Below are 19,199 nucleotides of genomic sequence, written 5' to 3'. Positions count from 1 at the left end.
GTTACGCTTCTCGGAACGCCATCGCGAGCAAGGACGGCGCAGACCTCTGTGGGAGCGAGCCTGCTCGCGATGGCGGCCTCAAGGATGACTCAGTTCTTCGCCGACTGCTCCTCAAGCTGATCCGACTCAAACAACTTGGCCAGCTCGGCCCGCGCTTCCTGGGCCGTTTGCAACACCTTCGCCGCATCGTCATACACCGCATGCTGGGCTTCCAGCACCTGCTCATCGTGGTGCTTGAAGCGCTTGATCCGGGCATCGGCCTGCGCTTGGGTCAGGCCCAGGCCGATCAGCGTGCGCCGACTCATTTCCAGGCTTGAATAATAGGTTTCGCGAATCGCCTCGGCGCCCAGGTCGACCAGACGGTGCACGTGCTGACGGTTCCGGGCGCGGGCGATGATCTTGATGTGCGGGTACAGGCGGTGCACCACCTCGGCGGTCTTGATGTTGGCATCCGGATCATCGGTGGCGATGATGAAATACTCCGCCTGTTCGACCTTCGCGGCACTGAGGATTTCCGGGCGCATCGGGTCGCCGTAGAACACCGGTACGCCCCCAAAGCTGCGCGACAGTTCGATGGTTTCCACCGATGTGTCGAGGGCGACGAACTTGATGTTCTGTGCCCGCAGGATACGGGCAATGATCTGGCCCATCCGGCCCATGCCGGCAATAACCACGCGGGGTTCGTCGGTGTCGATCTCGCGGAATTTTTCCGGTACCACCACCGGCTGCACCTTAGGGCTGACCAGGCGCGCGCAAACCAGCAGCAACAGCGGCGTCACGGCCATGGACAGGGTGATCGTCAGCACCAGCAGATCGTACAGACGTGGTTCGAACAGGCCCTGGTCGCGACCGATCTTGAACACTACGAAGGCGAACTCACCGCCCGCCGCCAATATGATACCCAGGCGGATCGCGCTGACCTTGCCCAGACCGCCAGCCAGCCGGCCGACCACAAACAGCAGCGGCAGCTTGATGGCGATCAGCAGCAGGGTCAGCCCCAACACCGTGATCGGTGCGCTGAGCAGCAAACTCAGATTGGCGCCCATGCCCACGCTGATGAAAAACAGGCCCAGCAGCAGGCCCTTGAAGGGTTCGATCTGTGCTTCCAGTTCGTGGCGATACTCCGAATCGGCGAGCAGCAGCCCGGCCAGGAAGGCGCCCAGCGCCATGGACACGCCGACCAGGTCCATCAGCCACGCGGTGCCGATCACCACCAGCAAGGCGGTGGCGGTGGAGACTTCCGGCAGCCCGGTGCGAGCCACCACGCGAAACACCGGCCGCAGCAGGTAGCGACCGCCGATCACGACCACGGCGATGCTGCCCAGCACCCGCAGGCCATGGTTGATGTCCTCGGCAGCGCTGGTGGTGTGATCGCCGCCCGCCAGCAGCGGCACCATGGCGATCAAGGGGATCGCGGCGATGTCCTGGAACAACAGGATCGCGAATGCCAGCCGCCCGTGGGGACTGGTCAGCTCCTTGCGTTCGGCCAGGCTTTGCAGGCCGAAGGCGGTGGACGACAGGGCCAGGCCCAGTCCGAGCACGATGGCGCTGTTCAACGGCTGGCCAAACAGGAACAGCGCGACGACACCAATGACCGAGCCGGTCAACAACACCTGCGCAAGCCCCACGCCAAACACCGACTTGCGCATCACCCACAAGCGCCGTGGCGACAGCTCGAGGCCGATGATGAACAGCAGCAACACCACGCCCAGTTCGGAAATATGACTGACGCTTTGCGGGTTACCAACCAGTCCCAGCACCGAAGGCCCGATAATCACCCCGGCAAACAGGTAGCCCAGCACCGCCCCCAGTTGCAGGCGCTTGGCCAAAGGAACGGTGAGCACCGCCGCGAACAGAAACACGACAGCGGCTTGTAACAGGTTGCCTTCATGGGGCATGACGAAACTCCAGAACTCGGTGAGGCGGGGGGCGGGAAGAATAAAGGGTGAAGCGCTTTGCGTCAGCAACCGCCATCGCGAGCAGGCTCGCTCCCACGAGACCGGCGCAGGCCTGTGGAAGTGAGCCTGCTCGCGATGAGGACCACGCAAACGTCACAAACTCAGTTACATTTTGCATTAAAAAGTTACATTCATAGGATAAACTGATCAATCTTTCCAACGCCCCCGAGCCTGCCGCATGGCCATCAACTTCGACCTCAATGACCTGCAAGCCTTTCGCGCCGTGGTCGAACAGGGCAGTTTTCGCAAGGCCGCCGACGCTGTGCGCATCTCCCAGCCCGCCCTGAGCCGGCGCATCGAGAAGCTCGAAGACGCCCTCGGCGTCAGGTTGTTCGAACGCACCACGCGCAAGGTCAGCCTGACTCAGGCCGGTCGCGGCTTCATGCCCAGCGTCGAACGCTTGCTGGATGACCTGGATGTCGCCCTGCTGGGCATCAGCGAAGTCGCCTCGACCCGGCTTGGCCACGTCACGGTCGCTTGCGTCCCGTCGGCGGCGTATTACTTCATGCCGCGGGTCGTCGCCCATTACCACCGCCAGTTTCCGCGGATCAAAGTCAAGGTCCTCGACTCCAGCGCCCACGATGTATTGAGCGCCGTGGTCAATGGCGAAGCGGATTTCGGCCTGAGTTTCATGGGCACCCTGGAGGCTGAAGTGGACTTCGAGCCGCTGGTGCAGGAGGGCTATGTCGTTGCCTGCCGCCGCGATCATCCGCTGGCGGGCCGCAGCAGCGTCACCTGGGACGAGTTTTACCGGCAGGATTACATATCGCTGGATAAAACCTCGGGCAACCGCTTTCTGCTGGACCAGGCGCTGACGGGCATCGTGCCGCAGCGCCAGAGCATCTGCGAGACCCGGCATGTGACGACGATGATCGGTCTGGTGGAGGCGGGGCTGGGCGTGGCGGCAGTGCCGCTGATGGCCATGCCGGCGGCGGACCACCCGATCCTGACCCGGGTGCCGTTGACCGAGCCGCAGGTGATGCGCAGTGTCGGGATCATCAAGCGCCGGGGCCGTACGTTGACCCCGGCGGCGCTGGAACTGGAGCGCCTGGTGGTGCAGATGAAGGTCGAGGTCAGCGAGTGACCGAATCCAGCCCCGTGGCTTTCACATCCGCTTGCGCCACCGGGGACGCCAGGTAGTCCAGCAGCGCCCGGGCTTGCGCCGGGTGTTGTGCGCCGACCGGAATGCCGGCGGCGAAACGCGTCACCGACTGCAGCGACTCCGGAATCTTCGCCACGAAGCTGACCCCCGGCACCGGCAGCAATTCGCTGACCTGCTGGAAGCCCAGTTGGTAGTCGCCGGTGGCGACCACCGAGCCCACCGGGATTTTCGGGACCATCGCCGACTTGGGCTTCAACTGCTCCTCGATGCCCAGGCGCTTGAACAACTGACTCTCGATGTACACGCCGCTGGCACTGTCGGAGTAGGCGACGGACTTCGCGTCGAGCAGGGTCTTTTTGAGGCCCGCCTCTGAGCTGATGTCCGGCTTTGGCGCGCCTTCGCGCACCACCAGGCCGATCCGCGAATCGGCCAGCTCGACGCGGGATGCCGGGTCGACCTTGCCTTGCTTGATCAGGTCATCGAGGGCGTAGCCGACCATGATCACCACATCGGCTTTCTCGCCACGGGCCAGGCGATTGGGGATGGCTTCCGGCGCCTTGCCCATCGAGGGGCCCAGGGCGGTGTCAAGGGTATTGCCGGTGGAGGCGGCGAACTTCGGGCCGAGGACCTTGTAGGCGGCAGTGAAGCCGCCCGAGGTCATGACGCGGATTTCTTCGGCCTGGGCCAGGCTGCTCAGGCCCAGGCTGGCCATCAGCGCCAGGGCGGCGAGGTTGAATGGTTTTTTCATGTTCAGTCTCTCGAAAAAGGTCGGGTTCAGGACATCGCCGGTTGCAGGCGGCCAGAGGCGCGGCGATACAGATACAGCGTCGCGCACAGGGCACAGAGCGCAGCAAAACTCATCCAGTAGCCGGGTGCGGCCTTGTCACCGGTGTACTGGATCAGGAAGGTCGACATCGCCGGGGTGAAACCACCGAACACGGCCGTTGCCAGGCTGTACGCCAGGGAGAAACCGGCGACGCGCACTTCGGTCGGCATGATTTCCGTCAGCGCCGGGATCATCGCGCCGTTGTACAGGCCGTAAAGGAACGACAGCCACAGCAGCACCACCAGCATGTTGACGAAGCTGGGTGCATTGACCAGATAGGTCAGCGCCGGGTAGACCGTGGCCAGTGTCAGCAGCGCCATGGCGATCAGCACCGGGCGTCGGCCGACACGGTCAGACAATGCCCCGCCAATCGGCAACCAGAAGAAATTCGACACACCGACCAGCAGGGTCACCAGCAGCGCATCCGAGGTGCTCAGGTGCAGCACGGTCTTGCCGAAGGTCGGCGCGTAGACGGTGATCAGGTAGAACGCCGTGGTGGTCAAGGCGACCATCATCATCCCGGCCAGCACCAGCGCCCAGTTTTGCGCCAGCGTGCGGAACACATCGCCCATGCGCGGCCGGTGCTTGCGCTTGGCGAACTCTTCGGTTTCCTCCAGGTTGCGACGCAGGAAGAAAATGAACGGCACGATCATGCAACCCACGAAGAACGGAATACGCCAGCCCCAATCGGCAATCATCGCCGGCGCCATCCACTGGTTCAGCCCGTAACCCAGGGCTGCCGCGACGATAATTGCCACTTGCTGGCTGCCCGACTGCCAACTGGTGAAAAAGCCCTTGTTGCCGGGCGTGGCGATTTCCGCGAGGTACACCGAGACGCCCCCCATTTCCGCGCCGGCCGAGAAACCCTGCAGCAAGCGGCCGACCAGCACGATGGCCGGGGCGAACAGGCCGATGGTTTCGTAGCCGGGCACCAGCACGATCAGGATCGTACCGCTGGCCATGATCGACAGCGTGACGATCAGGCCTTTGCGTCGACCGACGTCATCGATATAGGCGCCGAGCACCACCGCGCCCAGCGGTCGCATCAGGAAGCCCGCGCCGAACACGGCAAAGGTCATCATCAACGAGGCGAATTCGCTGCTGGCCGGGAAAAACACGGCGGCGATCTGTGTGGCGTAGAAGCCGAAAAGGAAGAAATCGAACTGTTCGAGGAAATTGCCCGATGTCACTCGGAAAATGGCGCCGGCGCGGGAACGCCCGGAAGGGATTGCTGCAGTCATTGACCTGTACTCCACCGCTGTTATGACGTGCACCACCTGGTCGCGGCGCACGGTTCTTATTGAGGCGAATGGTGGAACAGGGAGATCGATATGATAAGTGCATTGTTGGCATGCATTGATGCGCAAGGCGGATCAATGGTTGAGAGCCGATGCCCTTTCGAACAACGCGAGCCTGCTCGCGATGGACTGCGCGTCAGCCAGGTTGCCAGGTCAGGCACTTCACTCGGAGCGACGTCAACAGACCGTCTGCCCACCCAGCCGATACTGGTTGTTCCCGCTGCGCTTGGCCTCATACATCGCCAGGTCGGCAATGTGAATCAGGCGGTCCATGCTTGGCGCATGGTCCGGGAACACGGCGACGCCGAGGCTGGTGCCGATATGGCGGTGCTCGCTGCCGATGGCGATGGGGGGTGAGAGTTCGACGAAGATCTTCTGGCAGATCACGCGCGCCTCGTCCTGCAGGCTGCCGGCCTTCGGCAGGCCCTGGAGGATGACCACGAACTCGTCGCCACCGATCCGGGCGACGGTGTCGGTCGAGCGCAATACCCGCTTCAGGCGTGTGGCCATGGTGACGAGCACGCGGTCGCCGGCCGCATGGCCGTAACGGTCGTTGATGGTCTTGAAACCGTTGAGGTCGATGAACACCAGCGCCACCCGCGTGTTGCTGGTTCGCGCCTGTTCCAGCGCACTGGACAGACGCTCCTCGAGCACCAGGCGATTGGGCAGGCCGGTCAACGGATCGAAGTGGGCCAGGTGCTGCAAGTAGCTGGCAGAGGCTTTTTCTTCAGTGATGTCACGCACCACCCCCATCATCTTGATCGTTTCGTCGTGGGCGTTTTTCACCACATTACCGGTTTCGCGCAGCCAGCGAATGGTGCCGTCGGGCCAGATGACCCGGTACTCCTCGTCATGATTCTCGCCGGTTTCCAGGCAACGCAGTTCGCCGGCCCGCACCCTTTCCCTGTCCTCGGGGTGCACGCAGCTGCAAAACAGGGCGTAGGAGGGCACGACTTCGCCGATCTTGAACCCGAACATGCCGAAGATCGCGTCTGACCAGTACAGGCGTTCCGTGTCGACATCCCAGTCCCAGGTGCCGATGCGGGCGAAATATTGGCTGCGCTTGTAGCGTTCGACGTCGCCTTTCTCCGGGCTGGCCTGGCGTTCGGGAAAACCGGCAAGCAGCGCTCGACATTCGGCCAACTGCTTGCGCAGCGAACGCTCGCGCCAGATCAACAGGGCGACCAGGAACAACACCGTTGCGGCGAGTGCTGCGCTGATCCAGATGAAAACAGGTGCCATCATGGCGAGCCATCATTGCGGGTCATTGCGCATATGGTAGACCAGACATCCGCGCAATTGCAGCAACGGCCCTGACACAATCCGCTCCGCGAGTGAGCGCGACAGGTCGACGGTCATGGGCGCAGGTGCAACGGCCTCGGCTCGATGGATTGCCTTCGAAGGCAATTTCTGCGAAAACCTGCGTCCGCGCCCGTAGCTGGGTGACAGTGAATGAGTGGAAGCATGAACGACGAACTGCAGATCATCGACATCGAACCGGGTGACGGCAAAACCGCTGTCAAAGGCGCGCTGATCACAACCCAGTATCGCGGCTGGCTGGAAGACGGCACCGAGTTCGATTCTTCCTACAGCCGGGGCAAACCGTTCCAGTGCGTGATTGGCACCGGGCGGGTGATCAAGGGCTGGGATCTGGGCATCATGGGCATGCAGGTCGGTGGCAAGCGCAAACTGCTGGTGCCGGCGCATCTGGCCTATGGCGAACGCACCATGGGCAAGATCACGCCGAATTCGAACCTGATTTTCGAGATTGAATTGCTCGAAGTGCTGACGCGGGATGATTGAGCCCTAGGCCTGAAAAGTTTCCCGATAGGCGTACAGCCCCGGGGTGCCGCCCGTCATGACGAACAGCACATTGTCGCCGGGGCGGAAATGCCCTTGCCGTAGGTCGGCCAGCAGGCCGGCAAAGGCTTTGCCGGAGTACACCGGATCGATCAGTAAGCCTTCGGCGCGGGCCATCAGGCGCACGGCGTCCTGCATGGCGTGGGTCGGCAGGCCGTAACCGGCGCCCAATTGGCTGCCGTCAATGACGATCTCCTCGGCCGTCGGGCTGGCATGGCTGTCCAGTAATGCCAGGGTGTCCCAGGTCAGGTTCAGGGTGCGCGTGGCCGAAGACTGACTGTCCGACAGCACCGAATAAGACTTGACGATCGATGTGCCGCGTCCCAGCAACTGGAAACCGGCGGCCAGCCCGGCGTGGGTGCCGGCGCTGCCGTTGGGCACCACGACCTGGTTGAAGGTGAGGCCGAGCTCGCTCTCCTGGCGTGCGATCTCTGCGGCACAGCGGGCATAGCCCAGACTGCCCAGCGGAGTCGAGCCGCCCATGGGAATCACCCGTACCTGGCGCCCAGCGTCACGCAATTGCGCGGCCCGTGTTTCCGCCAGGGCGAGTGCGTCGGCGCCCGCGTTCAGCACCTGGAGCTCGGCGCCAAACAATTGATCGAGCAACACGTTGCCGTTGAGTTCGTAGTCCACATCGGTCTTGGGCACCGAGCGAGTCAGGATCAGTTCGCAGGCCATGCCCAGACGGGCACAGGCGGCGGCAGTCAGGCGTGCATGGTTGGATTGGACGCCGCCGACGGTGATGATCGTATCGACGCCGGCCTGCTGCGCCGCGCCGAGATGAAATTCAAGTTTGCGCAGCTTGTTGCCACCGCCGCCCAGGGACATATGGTCGTCACGCTTGAGAAACAGGCCAATGCCCTGCGTATCCAGACCCAGCAGTCGTTCCAGTCGTTCGGCCCGTTGAATGGGCGTCGAACCTTGCAGCAGGTCGGCTCGGGCAAAAGCGTTCAGGGACTTGTCCAGTGGGGTGTGCATCGATGGCGCCTCGTTGACGGTTATTCACCTGACTGTAGGGAGAACGGCGCGGGCGATAAACGCTGTGCCAGTCATAACAGCTTTAACCTGATGTAATGAATGAGCCACGCTTGTGCGACTGCTGACCCGACCAAGGGTCCGTGGCTGGCTTGTGCGCAGGAGGTCGACGCTATACTGTATGTACAAACAGTATAGGGCCGATCCCATGGAACTCATCGACAAGCTCGGCATCCTTGCCGACGCCGCCAAGTACGACGCTTCCTGCGCCAGCAGCGGCGCACCGAAGCGCAGCTCCGAAGGCAAAAGCGGCCTGGGCGCCACCGATGGCATGGGCATTTGCCACAGCTACACCCCGGACGGGCGCTGTGTGTCGCTGCTGAAGGTATTGTTGACCAACTTTTGTCTCTACGACTGCCAGTATTGCGTCAATCGCCGCTCCAGCGATGTGCCCAGGGCGCGGTTCACACCCGAGGAAGTGGTGAAGCTGACCCTGGATTTCTACCGGCGCAACTGCATCAGCGGGCTGTTTCTCAGTTCCGGGATCATTCGTTCGGCGGACTACACCATGGAACAGTTGGTTCGCGTGGCGAAACTGCTGCGTGAAGAGCATGAATTTCGCGGCTACATCCACCTCAAGACCATTCCCGAAGCCGATCCGGCACTGATCGAGGAAGCGGGGCGCTATGCCGATCGGCTGAGCGTCAACATCGAATTGCCCACCGATGCCAGCCTGCAGACCCTGGCCCCGGAGAAGCAGCTGGGCTCGATCCGCCAGGCGATGCAGACCATCTACACCGGTGAGCAAACCGTGCTCAACGAACCCCGAGCAGCGAAATTCGCGCCGGCCGGGCAGAGCACGCAAATGATCGTCGGTGCCGACGAGACCGACGACAGCACCATTCTCCACAGCGCCCAGGCGCTGTACGGCAACTATCGTCTGCGCCGCGTGTATTACTCGGCCTTCAGCCCGATCCCCAACAGCCCGAAAAGCGTGCCCCTGGCGGCGCCGCCGCTGATGCGCGAGCATCGCTTGTACCAGGCGGATTTTCTGTTGCGCAGTTACGGCTTCAGCGCGGGGGAGCTGTTCAAGGGGCCGGGGCACCTGGCGCTCGATATTGACCCCAAGCTGGCCTGGGCGCTGGCCAACCGCGACGTGTTTCCCCTGGACCTCAACCGCGCCGAGGCGACGCTGATCGCGCGGATTCCCGGTATCGGCCTGCGCACCACCGAGCGTCTGGTGGAACTGCGCCGCCAGCGACGGATTCGTTACGAGGACCTGGCGCGCATGCGCTGCGTACTGACCAAGGCCAAGCCGTTTATCATCACCAGCGACTACCACCCGCAACAGGCCGAGGTCACCAGCGATTTGCTGTATCAGCAGATGCGTGACCGACCGCAGCCGCAGCAAATGGGGTTGTGGGGATGATCAACCTCGATTGCGACGATCTGTTCGACACCTGGCGTCAGCAGGCGAGATGGCTGCTGAGCCATGGAGTCGACCCCAGCAGGGTGAGCTGGGCCAGTGAAGGTGTGACGGATCTGTTCGCCAGTGACGAGCCATTGCCTGAAGCCCTGGGGCCGTTCCAGGCGCGCATCCCGCGAACCTTACTCGATACGCTCGAACAGGCGGCGCGTTATCGGGGCGATCAGCGTTGGAGCCTGCTGTACGAAGTGTTGTGGCGGGTCAGTCACGGCGACCGCACGGCGATGATGGCAGGCGACCGATTTGGAAGTGAATTACAAAGAAGAATCAAGCAGATACGACGTGAATCTCATCATTTACATGCATTTGTGCGGTTTGTCGCGCTGCCACAAAACCCGGGGCCGCAGTACGTGGCATGGCACGAGCCAGCCCATGACATCCTGCTCAGCGCCAGCGAACATTTCATCGGCCGCATGGGCCGCCATCGTTGGCTGATCGCCACCCCCGGGGACGGTGTGTACTACGATGGTGAGCAGCTGATTTACCAACGCCGGTGCCCGACGCAATGGCAGCAACTGGCGCAAAACGTCGACGACCCCCACGGTGACATGTGGTTGACCTACTACAGCCATATTTTCAATCCGGCGCGGCTCAACCCGAAGGTCATGCAGGGGCACTTGCCTGCGAGGTTCTGGAAAAACCTGCCTGAGGGCGCATTGATTCCAGGGTTGATCACCCAGGCGCGGACCGGCAAGCAACAGGATGGCCAGGCCGAAGGGATCAAGGGCAGGGGCGGCAAGCGGATTGGGCAGAGTGGCCAGTGATTCCTCTGTGGGAGCGAGAATGCCCGCAGTGCCTGGGTGTTCATCGCGAGCAGGTTCGCTCCCACAACTTGGACACAAAAAAGCCCCCCATCGCCTCGGCAATGGGGGGCTTTTCATGACAGCGACGGAATCAGGTCAAACCTTGACGATCCAGCCTGCCGGCGCCTCGACATCGCCGGTTTGCACGCCAGTCAGTTCCTTGTAGAGCTTCTGGGTGATCGGGCCGACTTCGGTTTCGCTGTGGAACACGTGCAGGTGGTCGTTGTAGCTGATGCCGCCGATTGGCGTGATCACTGCCGCGGTACCGCAGGCGCCGGCTTCCTTGAAGTCCGACAGCTTGTCGATCAGCACGTCACCTTCAACCACTTCCAGGCCCAACCGCGATTTGGCCAGTTCGATCAGCGACAGACGGGTGATACCCGGCAGTACCGATGGAGATTTCGGGGTCACGAACTTGTCGTCGTGGGTGATCCCGAAGAAGTTGGCCGAACCGACTTCCTCGATTTTCGAGTGGGTCATCGGATCCAGGTAGATGGCGTCGGCGAAGTTGGCTTTCTTGGCCTGGGAGCCCGGCATCAGGCTGGCGGCGTAGTTGCCACCGACCTTGGCGGCACCGGTGCCTTGTGGCGCGGCGCGGTCGTACGAGGAAATCACGAAGTTGTGCGGGGTCAGGCCGCCCTTGAAATAGGCGCCGACCGGGATGCAGAAGATCGAGAAGATGAACTCTGGCGCGGTACGCACGCCGATGTTGTCACCCACGCCGATCACGAACGGACGCAGGTACAGCGCGCCGCCGGTGCCGTAAGGCGGAATGAAGCGTTCGTTGGCGCGGACCACGGCCTTGCAGGCTTCGACGAACTGTTCGGTGTCGACCTGTGGCATCAGCAGCCGGGCGCAGCTGCGCTGCATGCGCTGGGCGTTCTGGTCCGGGCGGAACAGGTTGATCGAGCCGTCCTTGCAACGATAGGCCTTCAGGCCTTCGAAGCATTGCTGGCCATAGTGAAGGGCCGTGGAGCCTTCGCTGATATGCAGCACGTTATCTTCGGTCAGGGTGCCCTTGTCCCATTCGCCGTTGCGAAAGTACGACAGATAGCGTTTGTCGGTCTTGATGTAGTCAAAACCCAACTTGTCCCAATTGATGCTTTCGTTACCCATGACACCCTCTATCACTTAACAACCGTCGAAACGGTTCAAGGCTTCTGACGTTTTTTGGATGGGCACAACAATACTTCATTCTTGGGCGATTTCGCAGCCCGGACTATCGGATCACAGGCAGATAAATACCGTTGCCCTCAAGAATTCGCGAGCAAGCCCGCTCCCACAGGATCAGGGCACAGTCAATGTGGGAGCGGGCTTGCTCGCGAAGGGGCAGCCGCTACGCCACCGATTTCCATGATTCACATATGCAAGGCATGCCCCAAAGCACGCAACGCCGCTTCCTGAACGGCTTCACCCAAGGTTGGATGGGCATGAATGGTGCCCGCGATGTCCTCCAGGCGAGCGCCCATTTCCAGGCTCTGGGCAAAGGCCGTCGACAATTCCGAAACGCCCACGCCCACCGCTTGCCAGCCCACGATGACGTGATTGTCCCGACGAGCGACCACCCGCACGAAACCGCTTTTCGATTCCAGCGTCATCGCCCGGCCGTTGGCCGCGAACGGGAAGCTCGACACGATGCAGTCCAGGCCGGCGGCCTTGGCGTCGTCCGGGGTCTTGCCCACCACGACCAGTTCCGGGTCGGTAAAGCACACGGCGGCGATGGCGGTCGGGTTGAATTCGCGGGTTTTGCCGCTGATCAGCTCGGCAACCATTTCACCCTGGGCCATGGCCCGGTGCGCGAGCATCGGTTCGCCGCTGACATCGCCGATGGCGTAGACATTGCGCATGCTGGTCTGGCAGCGGTGGTCGACCTTGATCGACGCGCCGTTCATGTCGAGATTCAGCGCTTCCAGGTTCCAGCCCTGGGTGTTCGGCTTGCGACCGACCGCGACCAGGACCTGGTCGGTTTCCAGGTTCAGGGTGTCACCGTTCGGATCGCTGACTCGCAGGGTATTGTTATTGGAATCAAAGGCTTGAACGCTATGCTTCAAGTAAAGTTTCACGCCGAGTTTTTTCAGCTCGTCGTGTACTGGCTGGGTCAGTTCAGCGTCGTAGGCCGGCAGGATTCGATCCTGCGCCTCGACCACGCTGACCTCGACGCCGAGCTTGCGATAGGCAATCCCCAGCTCCAGGCCGATGTAACCACCGCCCACCACGACCATCCGCTTGGGCAGCGACTTCGGTGCCAGGGCCTCGGTGGAGGAAATAACCGGCCCGCCAATTGGCAGCATCGGCAGGTTCACGCTTTTCGAACCGGTCGCCAGCACCAGATGTTCGCAGTGGATACGGGTGTCGCCGACCTCAACGGTTTTGCCGTCGATGATCCTGGCCCAGCCCTGGACCACCTGGACCTTGTTTTTTTTCAGCAGCGCGGCAACACCGGTGGTCAGGCGATCAACGATGCCATCCTTCCATTCGATGCTCTTGCCGATGTCCAGGGTCGGTGCGGCGACGCTGATGCCCAGGGCCGAATGCTGGCTGTGCCGTTGCGTCTGGTGGAACTGTTCGGCCACGTGAATCAACGCTTTCGAGGGGATGCAGCCGATGTTCAGGCAGGTGCCGCCCAGTGACTGGCCTTCCACCACGATGGTCGGAATGCCCAACTGGCCTGCGCGAATCGCCGTGACATAACCGCCAGGACCGCCGCCGATGATCAGCAGGGTAGTGTTCAAAGTCTGCATGCCTTACTCCACGAACAGCGTAGCGGGTTGTTCGAGCAGGCCGCGAACGGCCTGGATGAATTGCGCCGCGTCCATGCCATCGACCACGCGGTGATCGAAGGAACTGGAAAGGTTCATCATCTTGCGAATCACGATCTGGCCTTTGACCACCATCGGCCGTTCGACGATCTTGTTCACGCCGACGATCGCCACTTCCGGCAGGTTCAATACCGGCGTGCTGACGATGCCGCCCAGCGCGCCAAGGCTGGTCAGGGTAATGCTGGAGCCGGACAACTCGTCGCGACTGGCTTTGCCGTTGCGAGCAGCGCTGGCCAACCGGGCGATTTCACTGGCGTTGTCCCACAGGCTGCGCGCTTCGGCGTGACGCACCACTGGCACCATCAAGCCGCTGTCGGCCTGAGTGGCGATGCCCACGTGCACCGCGCCAAGTCGGGTAATGACCTGGGCTTCGTCGTCGTAACGGGCGTTGATCTGCGGGAAATCGCGCAGGGCGACGACCAGGGCGCGGACCAGGAACGGCAGCAACGTCAGCTTGCCACGGGTCGCCCCATGCTTTTCGTTCAGGTGCGCGCGCAGCTCTTCCACCGCCGTGACGTCGATTTCCTCGACATAACTGAAGTGCGCGGCACGCTGGGTCGCTTCCTGCATGCGCTGGGCAATCTTGCGGCGCAGGCCGATCACCTGGACCTGTTCTTCGTCGTGGCGCTGGGCATAGGCGGCAGGAACGGCCTGGGCATTCGACTGCCCTTGCGCCAGGTAGGCTTCGAGGTCCTCGTGCAGCACACGTCCGGCAGGGCCGGTGCCACGCACCAGGCGCAGCGCAATACCCAGGTCGAGTGCATGCTTGCGCACGGCCGGGGAGGCCAATGGCCGTTCATCCGCTTCGCGAGCCACCACCGGCGCCTGGCACACAGCGGCTTTTGGCACCGGCGCGGCGGCGGGTTTGCTTTCCACTCGGGTTTCGACGACCGGTGCCACGACCGGCGTTTGCTCTGCCGCTTCAGGTACAGCGGCTGGCTTGACGTTCCCCGCGCCTTCGACTTCGATGCTGATCAGCACGCTGCCGACCGCCATGACTTCGCCCGGCACACCGCCCAGCGAGATGACCTTGCCGTGCACCGGCGAAGGGATGTCGACCATCGCCTTGTCGGTCATTACATCGGCCAGCACCTGATCTTCGACGACCATGTCGCCGACCTTGACGTGCCAGACCGACAGTTCAACTTCTGCAATGCCTTCGCCAATGTCCGGCATTTTAATGACGTGCGTGCCCATTCAGACCTCCATGACCCGTTGCAAAGCCGCGCCCACTCGGGACGGACCAGGGAAATACGCCCATTCCTGCGCGTGCGGGTAGGGGGTGTCCCAACCGGTGACGCGTTCGATGGGCGCTTCCAGGGAGTGGAAGCAGTGCTCTTGCACCAGGGCCGCCAGTTCGGCACCGAAGCCGCAGGTGCGGGTCGCTTCGTGAACGATCACGCAACGGCCGGTTTTCTTCACCGACTTGGTGATGGTTCCCAGGTCCAGGGGCCACAGGCTGCGCAGGTCGATGACTTCGGCATCGATCCCGGTTTCCTCGGCCGCCACTTGCGACACGTACACCGTGGTGCCGTAGGTCAGGATCGTGACGTCCTTGCCCGGGCGGGTGATGGCGGCGACGTCCAGCGGCACGGTGTAGTAACCGTCCGGAACTTGCGCGGCGGGGTGTTTCGACCAAGGCGTGACCGGACGTTCGTGGTGGCCATCGAACGGGCCGTTGTACAGGCGTTTGGGCTCGAGAAAGATCACCGGGTCGTCGTTTTCAATGGACGCGATCAGCAGGCCCTTGGCGTCGTAGGGGTTGGACGGCATCACGGTGCGCAGGCCGCAGACCTGGGTGAACATCGCCTCGATACTCTGGCTGTGGGTCTGCCCGCCATAGATGCCCCCGCCGCACGGCATGCGCAGGGTCATGGGCGCGGTGAACTCGCCGGCCGAGCGGTAGCGCAGGCGTGCCGCTTCGGAAATGATCTGGTCCGATGCCGGGTACACGTAGTCGGCAAACTGAATCTCGGCCACCGGACGCAAGCCGTAGGCGCCCATGCCGACGGCGACGCCGACGATGCCGCTTTCGGAGATCGGCGCATCGAACACGCGGGAAGTGCCGTATTTGTTCTGCAGGCCTTCGGTGCAACGGAACACGCCGCCGAAGTAGCCGACGTCCTGACCGAACACCACGACGTTATCGTCACGCTCAAGCATCACATCCATGGCCGAGCGCAGGGCCTGGATCATGGTCATGGTGGTCGTGGTCATGGCGGTATCCAGCTGAATATTGTTGTTGTGATCGTTCATGTCAGATCCCCAGCTGCTGACGCTGGCGCTTCAAGTGCTCCGGCATCTCTTTGTAGACGTCTTCGAACATGGTCGCGGCGCTTGGAATCCGGCCACCGGCGAGGGTGCCGTATTGTTCGGCGGCTTTCTGCGCGGCGATGACTTCGGCTTCGAGTTCGGCACTGACTGCAGTGTGTTCTTCCTCGGACCAGTGGCCGATTTTCACCAGGTGCTGCTTGAGGCGCGCAATCGGGTCGCCCAGCGGGAAACAGCTCCAGTCGTCGGCAGGACGGTATTTGGACGGATCGTCGGAGGTGGAATGCGGGCCGGCTCGGTAGGTGACCCATTCGATCATGGTCGGGCCGAGATTGCGGCGGGCGCGTTCGGCGGCCCAGCGGGACGCGGCGTACACCGCGGCAAAGTCGTTGCCGTCGACCCGCAGGGAGGCGATGCCGCAGCCGACGCCGCGACCGGCGAAGGTGGTGGCTTCACCCCCGGCGATGGCCTGGAACGTGGAGATCGCCCACTGGTTGTTGACCACGTTGAGAATGACCGGCGCCCGATAGACGTGGGCGAAGGTGAGGGCGGTATGGAAGTCGGATTCGGCGGTGGCGCCGTCGCCGATCCAGGCCGAAGCGATCTTGGTGTCGCCCTTGATCGCCGAGGCCATGCCCCAGCCCACCGCCTGGACGAACTGGGTGGCGAGGTTACCGGAGATGGTGAAGAAACCGGCCTCTTTCACCGAGTACATGATGGGCAACTGGCGGCCCTTGAGCGGGTCGTTCTCGTTGGACAGCAGTTGGCAGATCAGGTCCACCAGCGGCACTTCACGGGCCATCAGGATGCTTTGCTGACGGTAGGTCGGGAAGCACATGTCGTCGATGTTCAACGCCAGGGCCTGGGCGCTGCCGATGGCTTCTTCGCCAAGGCTCTGCATGTAGAACGACATTTTCTTCTGGCGCTGGGCAACTACCATGCGGTTGTCGTAGATCCGCGTCTTGAGCATGGCGCGCATGCCTTTGCGCAGGATCTCGACCGGGATGTCTTCGGCCCAGGGACCCAGGGCATTGCCCTCGTCATCGAGCACGCGAATCAGTCCGCGGGCCAGGTCGGCGGTATCGGCAGGTTCGACGTCGATGGCGGGTTTGCGCACCGTACCGGCGTCAGTCAGGCGCAGGTAGGAGAAGTCGGTCTTGCAGCCTGGGCGGCCCGAAGGTTCGGGAACGTGCAGGCGCAGCGGTTCGTACGCTTGGTTCATGGCTTCTACGCTCGATCTTGTGAATTTCTTGTAGTGAGCTGACTGTCATTCCACGGTGATGGAAATCTTGTCCTACAAACATCATAGGCCCGGCGCAGGAGAATATTTATCTGTGTTTCGTTGCGTTGGCGACCATTTGGGGATAAAAAATCTGCACAAACATAAAAATCAGGTGATTTTGTCTTATGCGCAAACTGGACCGTACCGACATCGGCATTCTCAACAGCCTCCAGGAGAATGCGCGCATCACCAACGCCGACCTGGCCCGTTCGGTCAACCTGTCGCCCACGCCGTGCTTCAACCGGGTCAAGGCCATGGAAGAGCTGGGGGTGATCCGCGAGCAGGTGACGCTGCTGGACGCCGACCTGCTGGGGCTGCACGTGAATGTGTTCATCCATGTCAGCCTGGAAAAGCAGGTCGAACGGGCCTTGCAGCATTTCGAGGAAGCGATCTCGGATCGCCCGGAAGTGATGGAGTGCTATCTGATGGCGGGTGACCCGGACTACCTGATCCGGGTGCTGGTGCCGAGCATTCAGTCGCTGGAGCGCTTCATGATGGACTTCCTCACCAAAGTCCCGGGGGTGGCCAACATCCGCTCGAGTTTTGCGCTTAAGCAGGTGCGCTACAAGACCGCGCTGCCGTTACCGGCCAATGGCCTGACGCTGGGGGCTTGACCCGGCCAGTGTGTCGATCAGAGCTTGTTCAGCGGGATTTTCAGGTAGGTGACGCCGTTGTCTTCGGCGGGCGGCAAATGCCCGGCGCGCACATTGACCTGAATGGCCGGCAGCAGCAGGGTCGGCATGCCCAAACCGGCGTCGCGCCCGGTGCGCATGGCGACGAAGGTCGCTTCATCGATGCCGTCGCGCACGTGAATGTTGCGCTTGCGCTGCTCGCCCACGGTGGTCTGGCATTGGTGCTCGCGTCCCTCGGGCGGGTAGTCGTGGCACACGTACAGGCGCACGCCGGCGGGGAAGGCCAGGAGTTTGCGGATCGAGGCAAACAACTGGTTGGCATTGCCGCCGGGGAAGTCGCAACGCGCCGTGCCGACATCCGGCATGAACAACGTATCGCCCACCAGGATCACGTCGCTGTCGATCAGGTAGGCCATGTCCGCCGGCGTATGGCCGGGCACATGCAGCGCGGTGGCCTTGAGGTTGCCGATCATGAACGATTCGTCCGGCGCGAACAGGTGATCGAACTGCGAGCCGTCCACGGCAAATTCCGCTTCCAGGTTGAACAGGCCCTTGAACACCCCCTGCACCGCGCTGATCGACTGGCCAATGGCGATCTGGCCGCCCAGCAACTGGCGCAGGTACGGCGCAGCGGACAGGTGATCGGCGTGGGCGTGGGTTTCCAGCAGCCATTGCACCTGCAAGCGGTGTTCCCTGACGAACGTCACGATCCTGTCCGCCTGGGTGGTGGCGGTGCGGCCGGCGGCGGGGTCGTAGTCGAGCACGGGGTCGACGATTGCACATTGGCCGCCTTCGGCTTCGTAGATCACGTAGCTGTAGGTGGATGACGCGGGGTCGAGGAAGGCTTCGATCAAGGCAGGCATGGTGGCCGTTTCTTCAGAGACAGGCATTGAGGGTAGTGTGATCTTCCCCGGGCTGACCAGCCCCGGAATCATTCAAAGGGTGAAAAAAACGCCCGGGGCTCTATCCTGTCAGGCATCGATACCGGGCGTTCCCGGCTCTTTTCGCGGATTTCGAGTGTTTTATGTTGCTGGCAAGTGTGTTTGGCCTGGTCATGGGACTGGTGCTCGGGTTGACCGGCGCCGGGGGCGGCATCCTGGCGGTTCCGGCGCTGGTGCTGGGGTTGGGCCTGAGCATGACGCAGGCGGCGCCGGTGGCCCTTTTTGCCGTCGGCAGCGCGGCGGCGGTCGGCGCCATCGACGGTTTGCGCCATGGCCTGGTGCGCTACCGTGCGGCGTTGTTGATCGCGTTGCTGGGGGCACTGTTTTCGCCGCTTGGCATCTACCTCGCCCACCAATTGGCGGAACGGACGCTGATGATCCTGTTCAGCGGCCTGATGGTCATGGTGGCCTGGCGCATGTTGCGTCGCGAACGCCGCGACGACGGTCCGAGCGATCACGGCCACGCCAACTGGGGCCAGAAAAACTGCATGCTCGATCAGCAGACCGGGCGTTTTTCCTGGACCGCCAAATGCACCGCGACCCTGGCGGCGCTTGGCGCGGTGACCGGGGTGGTGTCCGGTTTGCTCGGGGTCGGTGGCGGTTTTCTGATCGTCCCGGCGTTCAAGCAACTGACCGATGTGCAAATGCGCGGCATCGTCGCCACGTCGCTGATGGTCATCAGCCTGATTTCCGCCATTGGCGTCATCGGTGCGTTGCAGGCCGGCGTGCGTATCGATGGCCTGGGCTTTGCGTTCATCGCCGCGAGCGTGGTCGGCATGGTCATCGGCCGCAGGCTCTGCGCGCGGGTGCCCGCCCGGGCGTTGCAGGTCGGCTTCGCCACGGTGTGCGTGGTGGTCGCGGCCTATATGCTGCTCCGTTCGCAGGGCTAGCGGTCTTACATCCTAAGTTCCGGGCCCCGTCGCGGCCCGGTCCTACGCCCAAGTTG

17 protein-coding genes are annotated in these 19,199 nt (G+C 62.6%); 6 read left to right on the top strand and 11 right to left on the bottom strand.

The features are described 5' to 3' along the window. Positions 1 to 89: 89 nt before the first annotated feature. Positions 90 to 1,898, bottom strand: a complete 1,809-nt coding sequence (locus tag IB249_RS07585; RefSeq protein ID WP_192303197.1) for a monovalent cation:proton antiporter-2 (CPA2) family protein — start codon at positions 1,896 to 1,898, stop codon at positions 90 to 92. A gap of 238 nt (positions 1,899 to 2,136) precedes the next feature. Between IB249_RS07585 and IB249_RS07580 the strand changes: the two genes are divergently transcribed. After that, entirely contained in the window at positions 2,137 to 3,042 is a 906-nt protein-coding gene (locus IB249_RS07580) for a LysR family transcriptional regulator (protein WP_192303195.1), read from the top strand. On the opposite strand, the gene IB249_RS07575 is transcribed toward IB249_RS07580, so the two are convergent. The 3 genes from IB249_RS07575 to IB249_RS07565 form a co-directional block, all read right to left on the bottom strand. Further along, the gene (locus IB249_RS07575; protein WP_192303193.1) at positions 3,032 to 3,808 is read right to left on the bottom strand and encodes a substrate-binding domain-containing protein; all 777 of its coding nucleotides are present in this window, start codon (positions 3,806 to 3,808) and stop codon (positions 3,032 to 3,034) included. The two genes, IB249_RS07580 and IB249_RS07575, sit on opposite strands and share 11 nt — an antisense overlap. Before the next feature lie 26 nt (positions 3,809 to 3,834). Beyond that, a complete protein-coding gene (locus IB249_RS07570) occupies positions 3,835 to 5,127 on the bottom strand; it encodes an MFS transporter (protein ID WP_192303191.1) in 1,293 nt (430 codons plus the stop codon). 234 nt (positions 5,128 to 5,361) lie between these two features. After that, the gene (locus tag IB249_RS07565) at positions 5,362 to 6,429 is read right to left on the bottom strand and encodes a sensor domain-containing diguanylate cyclase (protein ID WP_225606873.1); all 1,068 of its coding nucleotides are present in this window, start codon (positions 6,427 to 6,429) and stop codon (positions 5,362 to 5,364) included. A 219-nt stretch (positions 6,430 to 6,648) separates the two neighbouring features. Between IB249_RS07565 and IB249_RS07560 the strand changes: the two genes are divergently transcribed. Further along, positions 6,649 to 6,987, top strand: coding sequence for an FKBP-type peptidyl-prolyl cis-trans isomerase (locus IB249_RS07560; RefSeq protein WP_192303189.1), 339 nt, complete (start codon positions 6,649 to 6,651; stop codon positions 6,985 to 6,987). Between the two features lie 3 nt (positions 6,988 to 6,990). Here IB249_RS07560 and IB249_RS07555 read toward each other — a convergent pair whose 3' ends face one another. Beyond that, positions 6,991 to 8,022 carry a D-cysteine desulfhydrase family protein gene (locus IB249_RS07555; protein WP_192303187.1) on the bottom strand — a complete coding sequence of 344 codons (1,032 nt, stop codon included), beginning with the start codon at positions 8,020 to 8,022 and terminating at the stop codon, positions 6,991 to 6,993. A 205-nt stretch (positions 8,023 to 8,227) separates the two neighbouring features. Here IB249_RS07555 and IB249_RS07550 point away from each other — a divergent pair, with 205 nt between their 5' ends. Both IB249_RS07550 and IB249_RS07545 read left to right on the top strand, forming a co-directional pair. Further along, a complete protein-coding gene (locus IB249_RS07550; protein WP_192303185.1) occupies positions 8,228 to 9,448 on the top strand; it encodes a putative DNA modification/repair radical SAM protein in 1,221 nt (406 codons plus the stop codon). Further along, the gene (locus IB249_RS07545) at positions 9,445 to 10,269 is read left to right on the top strand and encodes a TIGR03915 family putative DNA repair protein (protein ID WP_192303183.1); all 825 of its coding nucleotides are present in this window, start codon (positions 9,445 to 9,447) and stop codon (positions 10,267 to 10,269) included. The genes IB249_RS07550 and IB249_RS07545 overlap by 4 nt, the downstream gene beginning before the upstream one ends. 135 nt (positions 10,270 to 10,404) lie before the next feature. Here IB249_RS07545 and IB249_RS07540 read toward each other — a convergent pair whose 3' ends face one another. From IB249_RS07540 to IB249_RS07520, 5 genes are all read right to left on the bottom strand, one after another. Continuing rightward, positions 10,405 to 11,424: a branched-chain amino acid aminotransferase gene (locus tag IB249_RS07540; protein WP_192303181.1), complete on the bottom strand. Its 1,020-nt coding sequence runs from the start codon at positions 11,422 to 11,424 to the stop codon at positions 10,405 to 10,407. 242 nt (positions 11,425 to 11,666) lie between these two features. Next, positions 11,667 to 13,049 (bottom strand): dihydrolipoyl dehydrogenase, encoded by a 1,383-nt coding sequence (lpdA, locus tag IB249_RS07535; protein WP_192303179.1) that lies wholly within the window; start codon positions 13,047 to 13,049, stop codon positions 11,667 to 11,669. Positions 13,050 to 13,052: 3 nt separating this feature from the next. After that, the gene (locus IB249_RS07530) at positions 13,053 to 14,324 is read right to left on the bottom strand and encodes a dihydrolipoamide acetyltransferase family protein (RefSeq protein ID WP_192303177.1); all 1,272 of its coding nucleotides are present in this window, start codon (positions 14,322 to 14,324) and stop codon (positions 13,053 to 13,055) included. Further along, positions 14,325 to 15,383 carry an alpha-ketoacid dehydrogenase subunit beta gene (locus IB249_RS07525; RefSeq protein WP_192303175.1) on the bottom strand — a complete coding sequence of 353 codons (1,059 nt, stop codon included), beginning with the start codon at positions 15,381 to 15,383 and terminating at the stop codon, positions 14,325 to 14,327. A 1-nt stretch (position 15,384) separates the two neighbouring features. Continuing rightward, positions 15,385 to 16,620 (bottom strand): 3-methyl-2-oxobutanoate dehydrogenase (2-methylpropanoyl-transferring) subunit alpha, encoded by a 1,236-nt coding sequence (locus tag IB249_RS07520; protein ID WP_192303173.1) that lies wholly within the window; start codon positions 16,618 to 16,620, stop codon positions 15,385 to 15,387. A 185-nt stretch (positions 16,621 to 16,805) separates the two neighbouring features. Here IB249_RS07520 and bkdR point away from each other — a divergent pair, with 185 nt between their 5' ends. After that, positions 16,806 to 17,294: a Bkd operon transcriptional regulator BkdR gene (gene bkdR, locus IB249_RS07515; protein WP_192303171.1), complete on the top strand. Its 489-nt coding sequence runs from the start codon at positions 16,806 to 16,808 to the stop codon at positions 17,292 to 17,294. A gap of 17 nt (positions 17,295 to 17,311) precedes the next feature. Here the strand turns inward: bkdR and IB249_RS07510 are convergent, their stop codons facing one another. Then, complete coding sequence (locus tag IB249_RS07510) at positions 17,312 to 18,175, bottom strand: MBL fold metallo-hydrolase (RefSeq protein ID WP_192303169.1); 864 nt, start codon at positions 18,173 to 18,175, stop codon at positions 17,312 to 17,314. Between the two features lie 161 nt (positions 18,176 to 18,336). On the opposite strand from IB249_RS07510, the gene IB249_RS07505 reads away from it, so the two are divergent. Continuing rightward, positions 18,337 to 19,143 (top strand): sulfite exporter TauE/SafE family protein, encoded by an 807-nt coding sequence (locus IB249_RS07505; protein ID WP_192303167.1) that lies wholly within the window; start codon positions 18,337 to 18,339, stop codon positions 19,141 to 19,143. Positions 19,144 to 19,199 lie beyond the last annotated feature (56 nt).

The organism is Pseudomonas sp. PDM04 (assembly GCF_014851765.1).
Taxonomy (GTDB): domain Bacteria; phylum Pseudomonadota; class Gammaproteobacteria; order Pseudomonadales; family Pseudomonadaceae; genus Aquipseudomonas.
The sequence above is the reverse complement of the archived record's forward strand: the minus strand, read 5'-3'. Positions and strand labels throughout refer to the sequence as shown.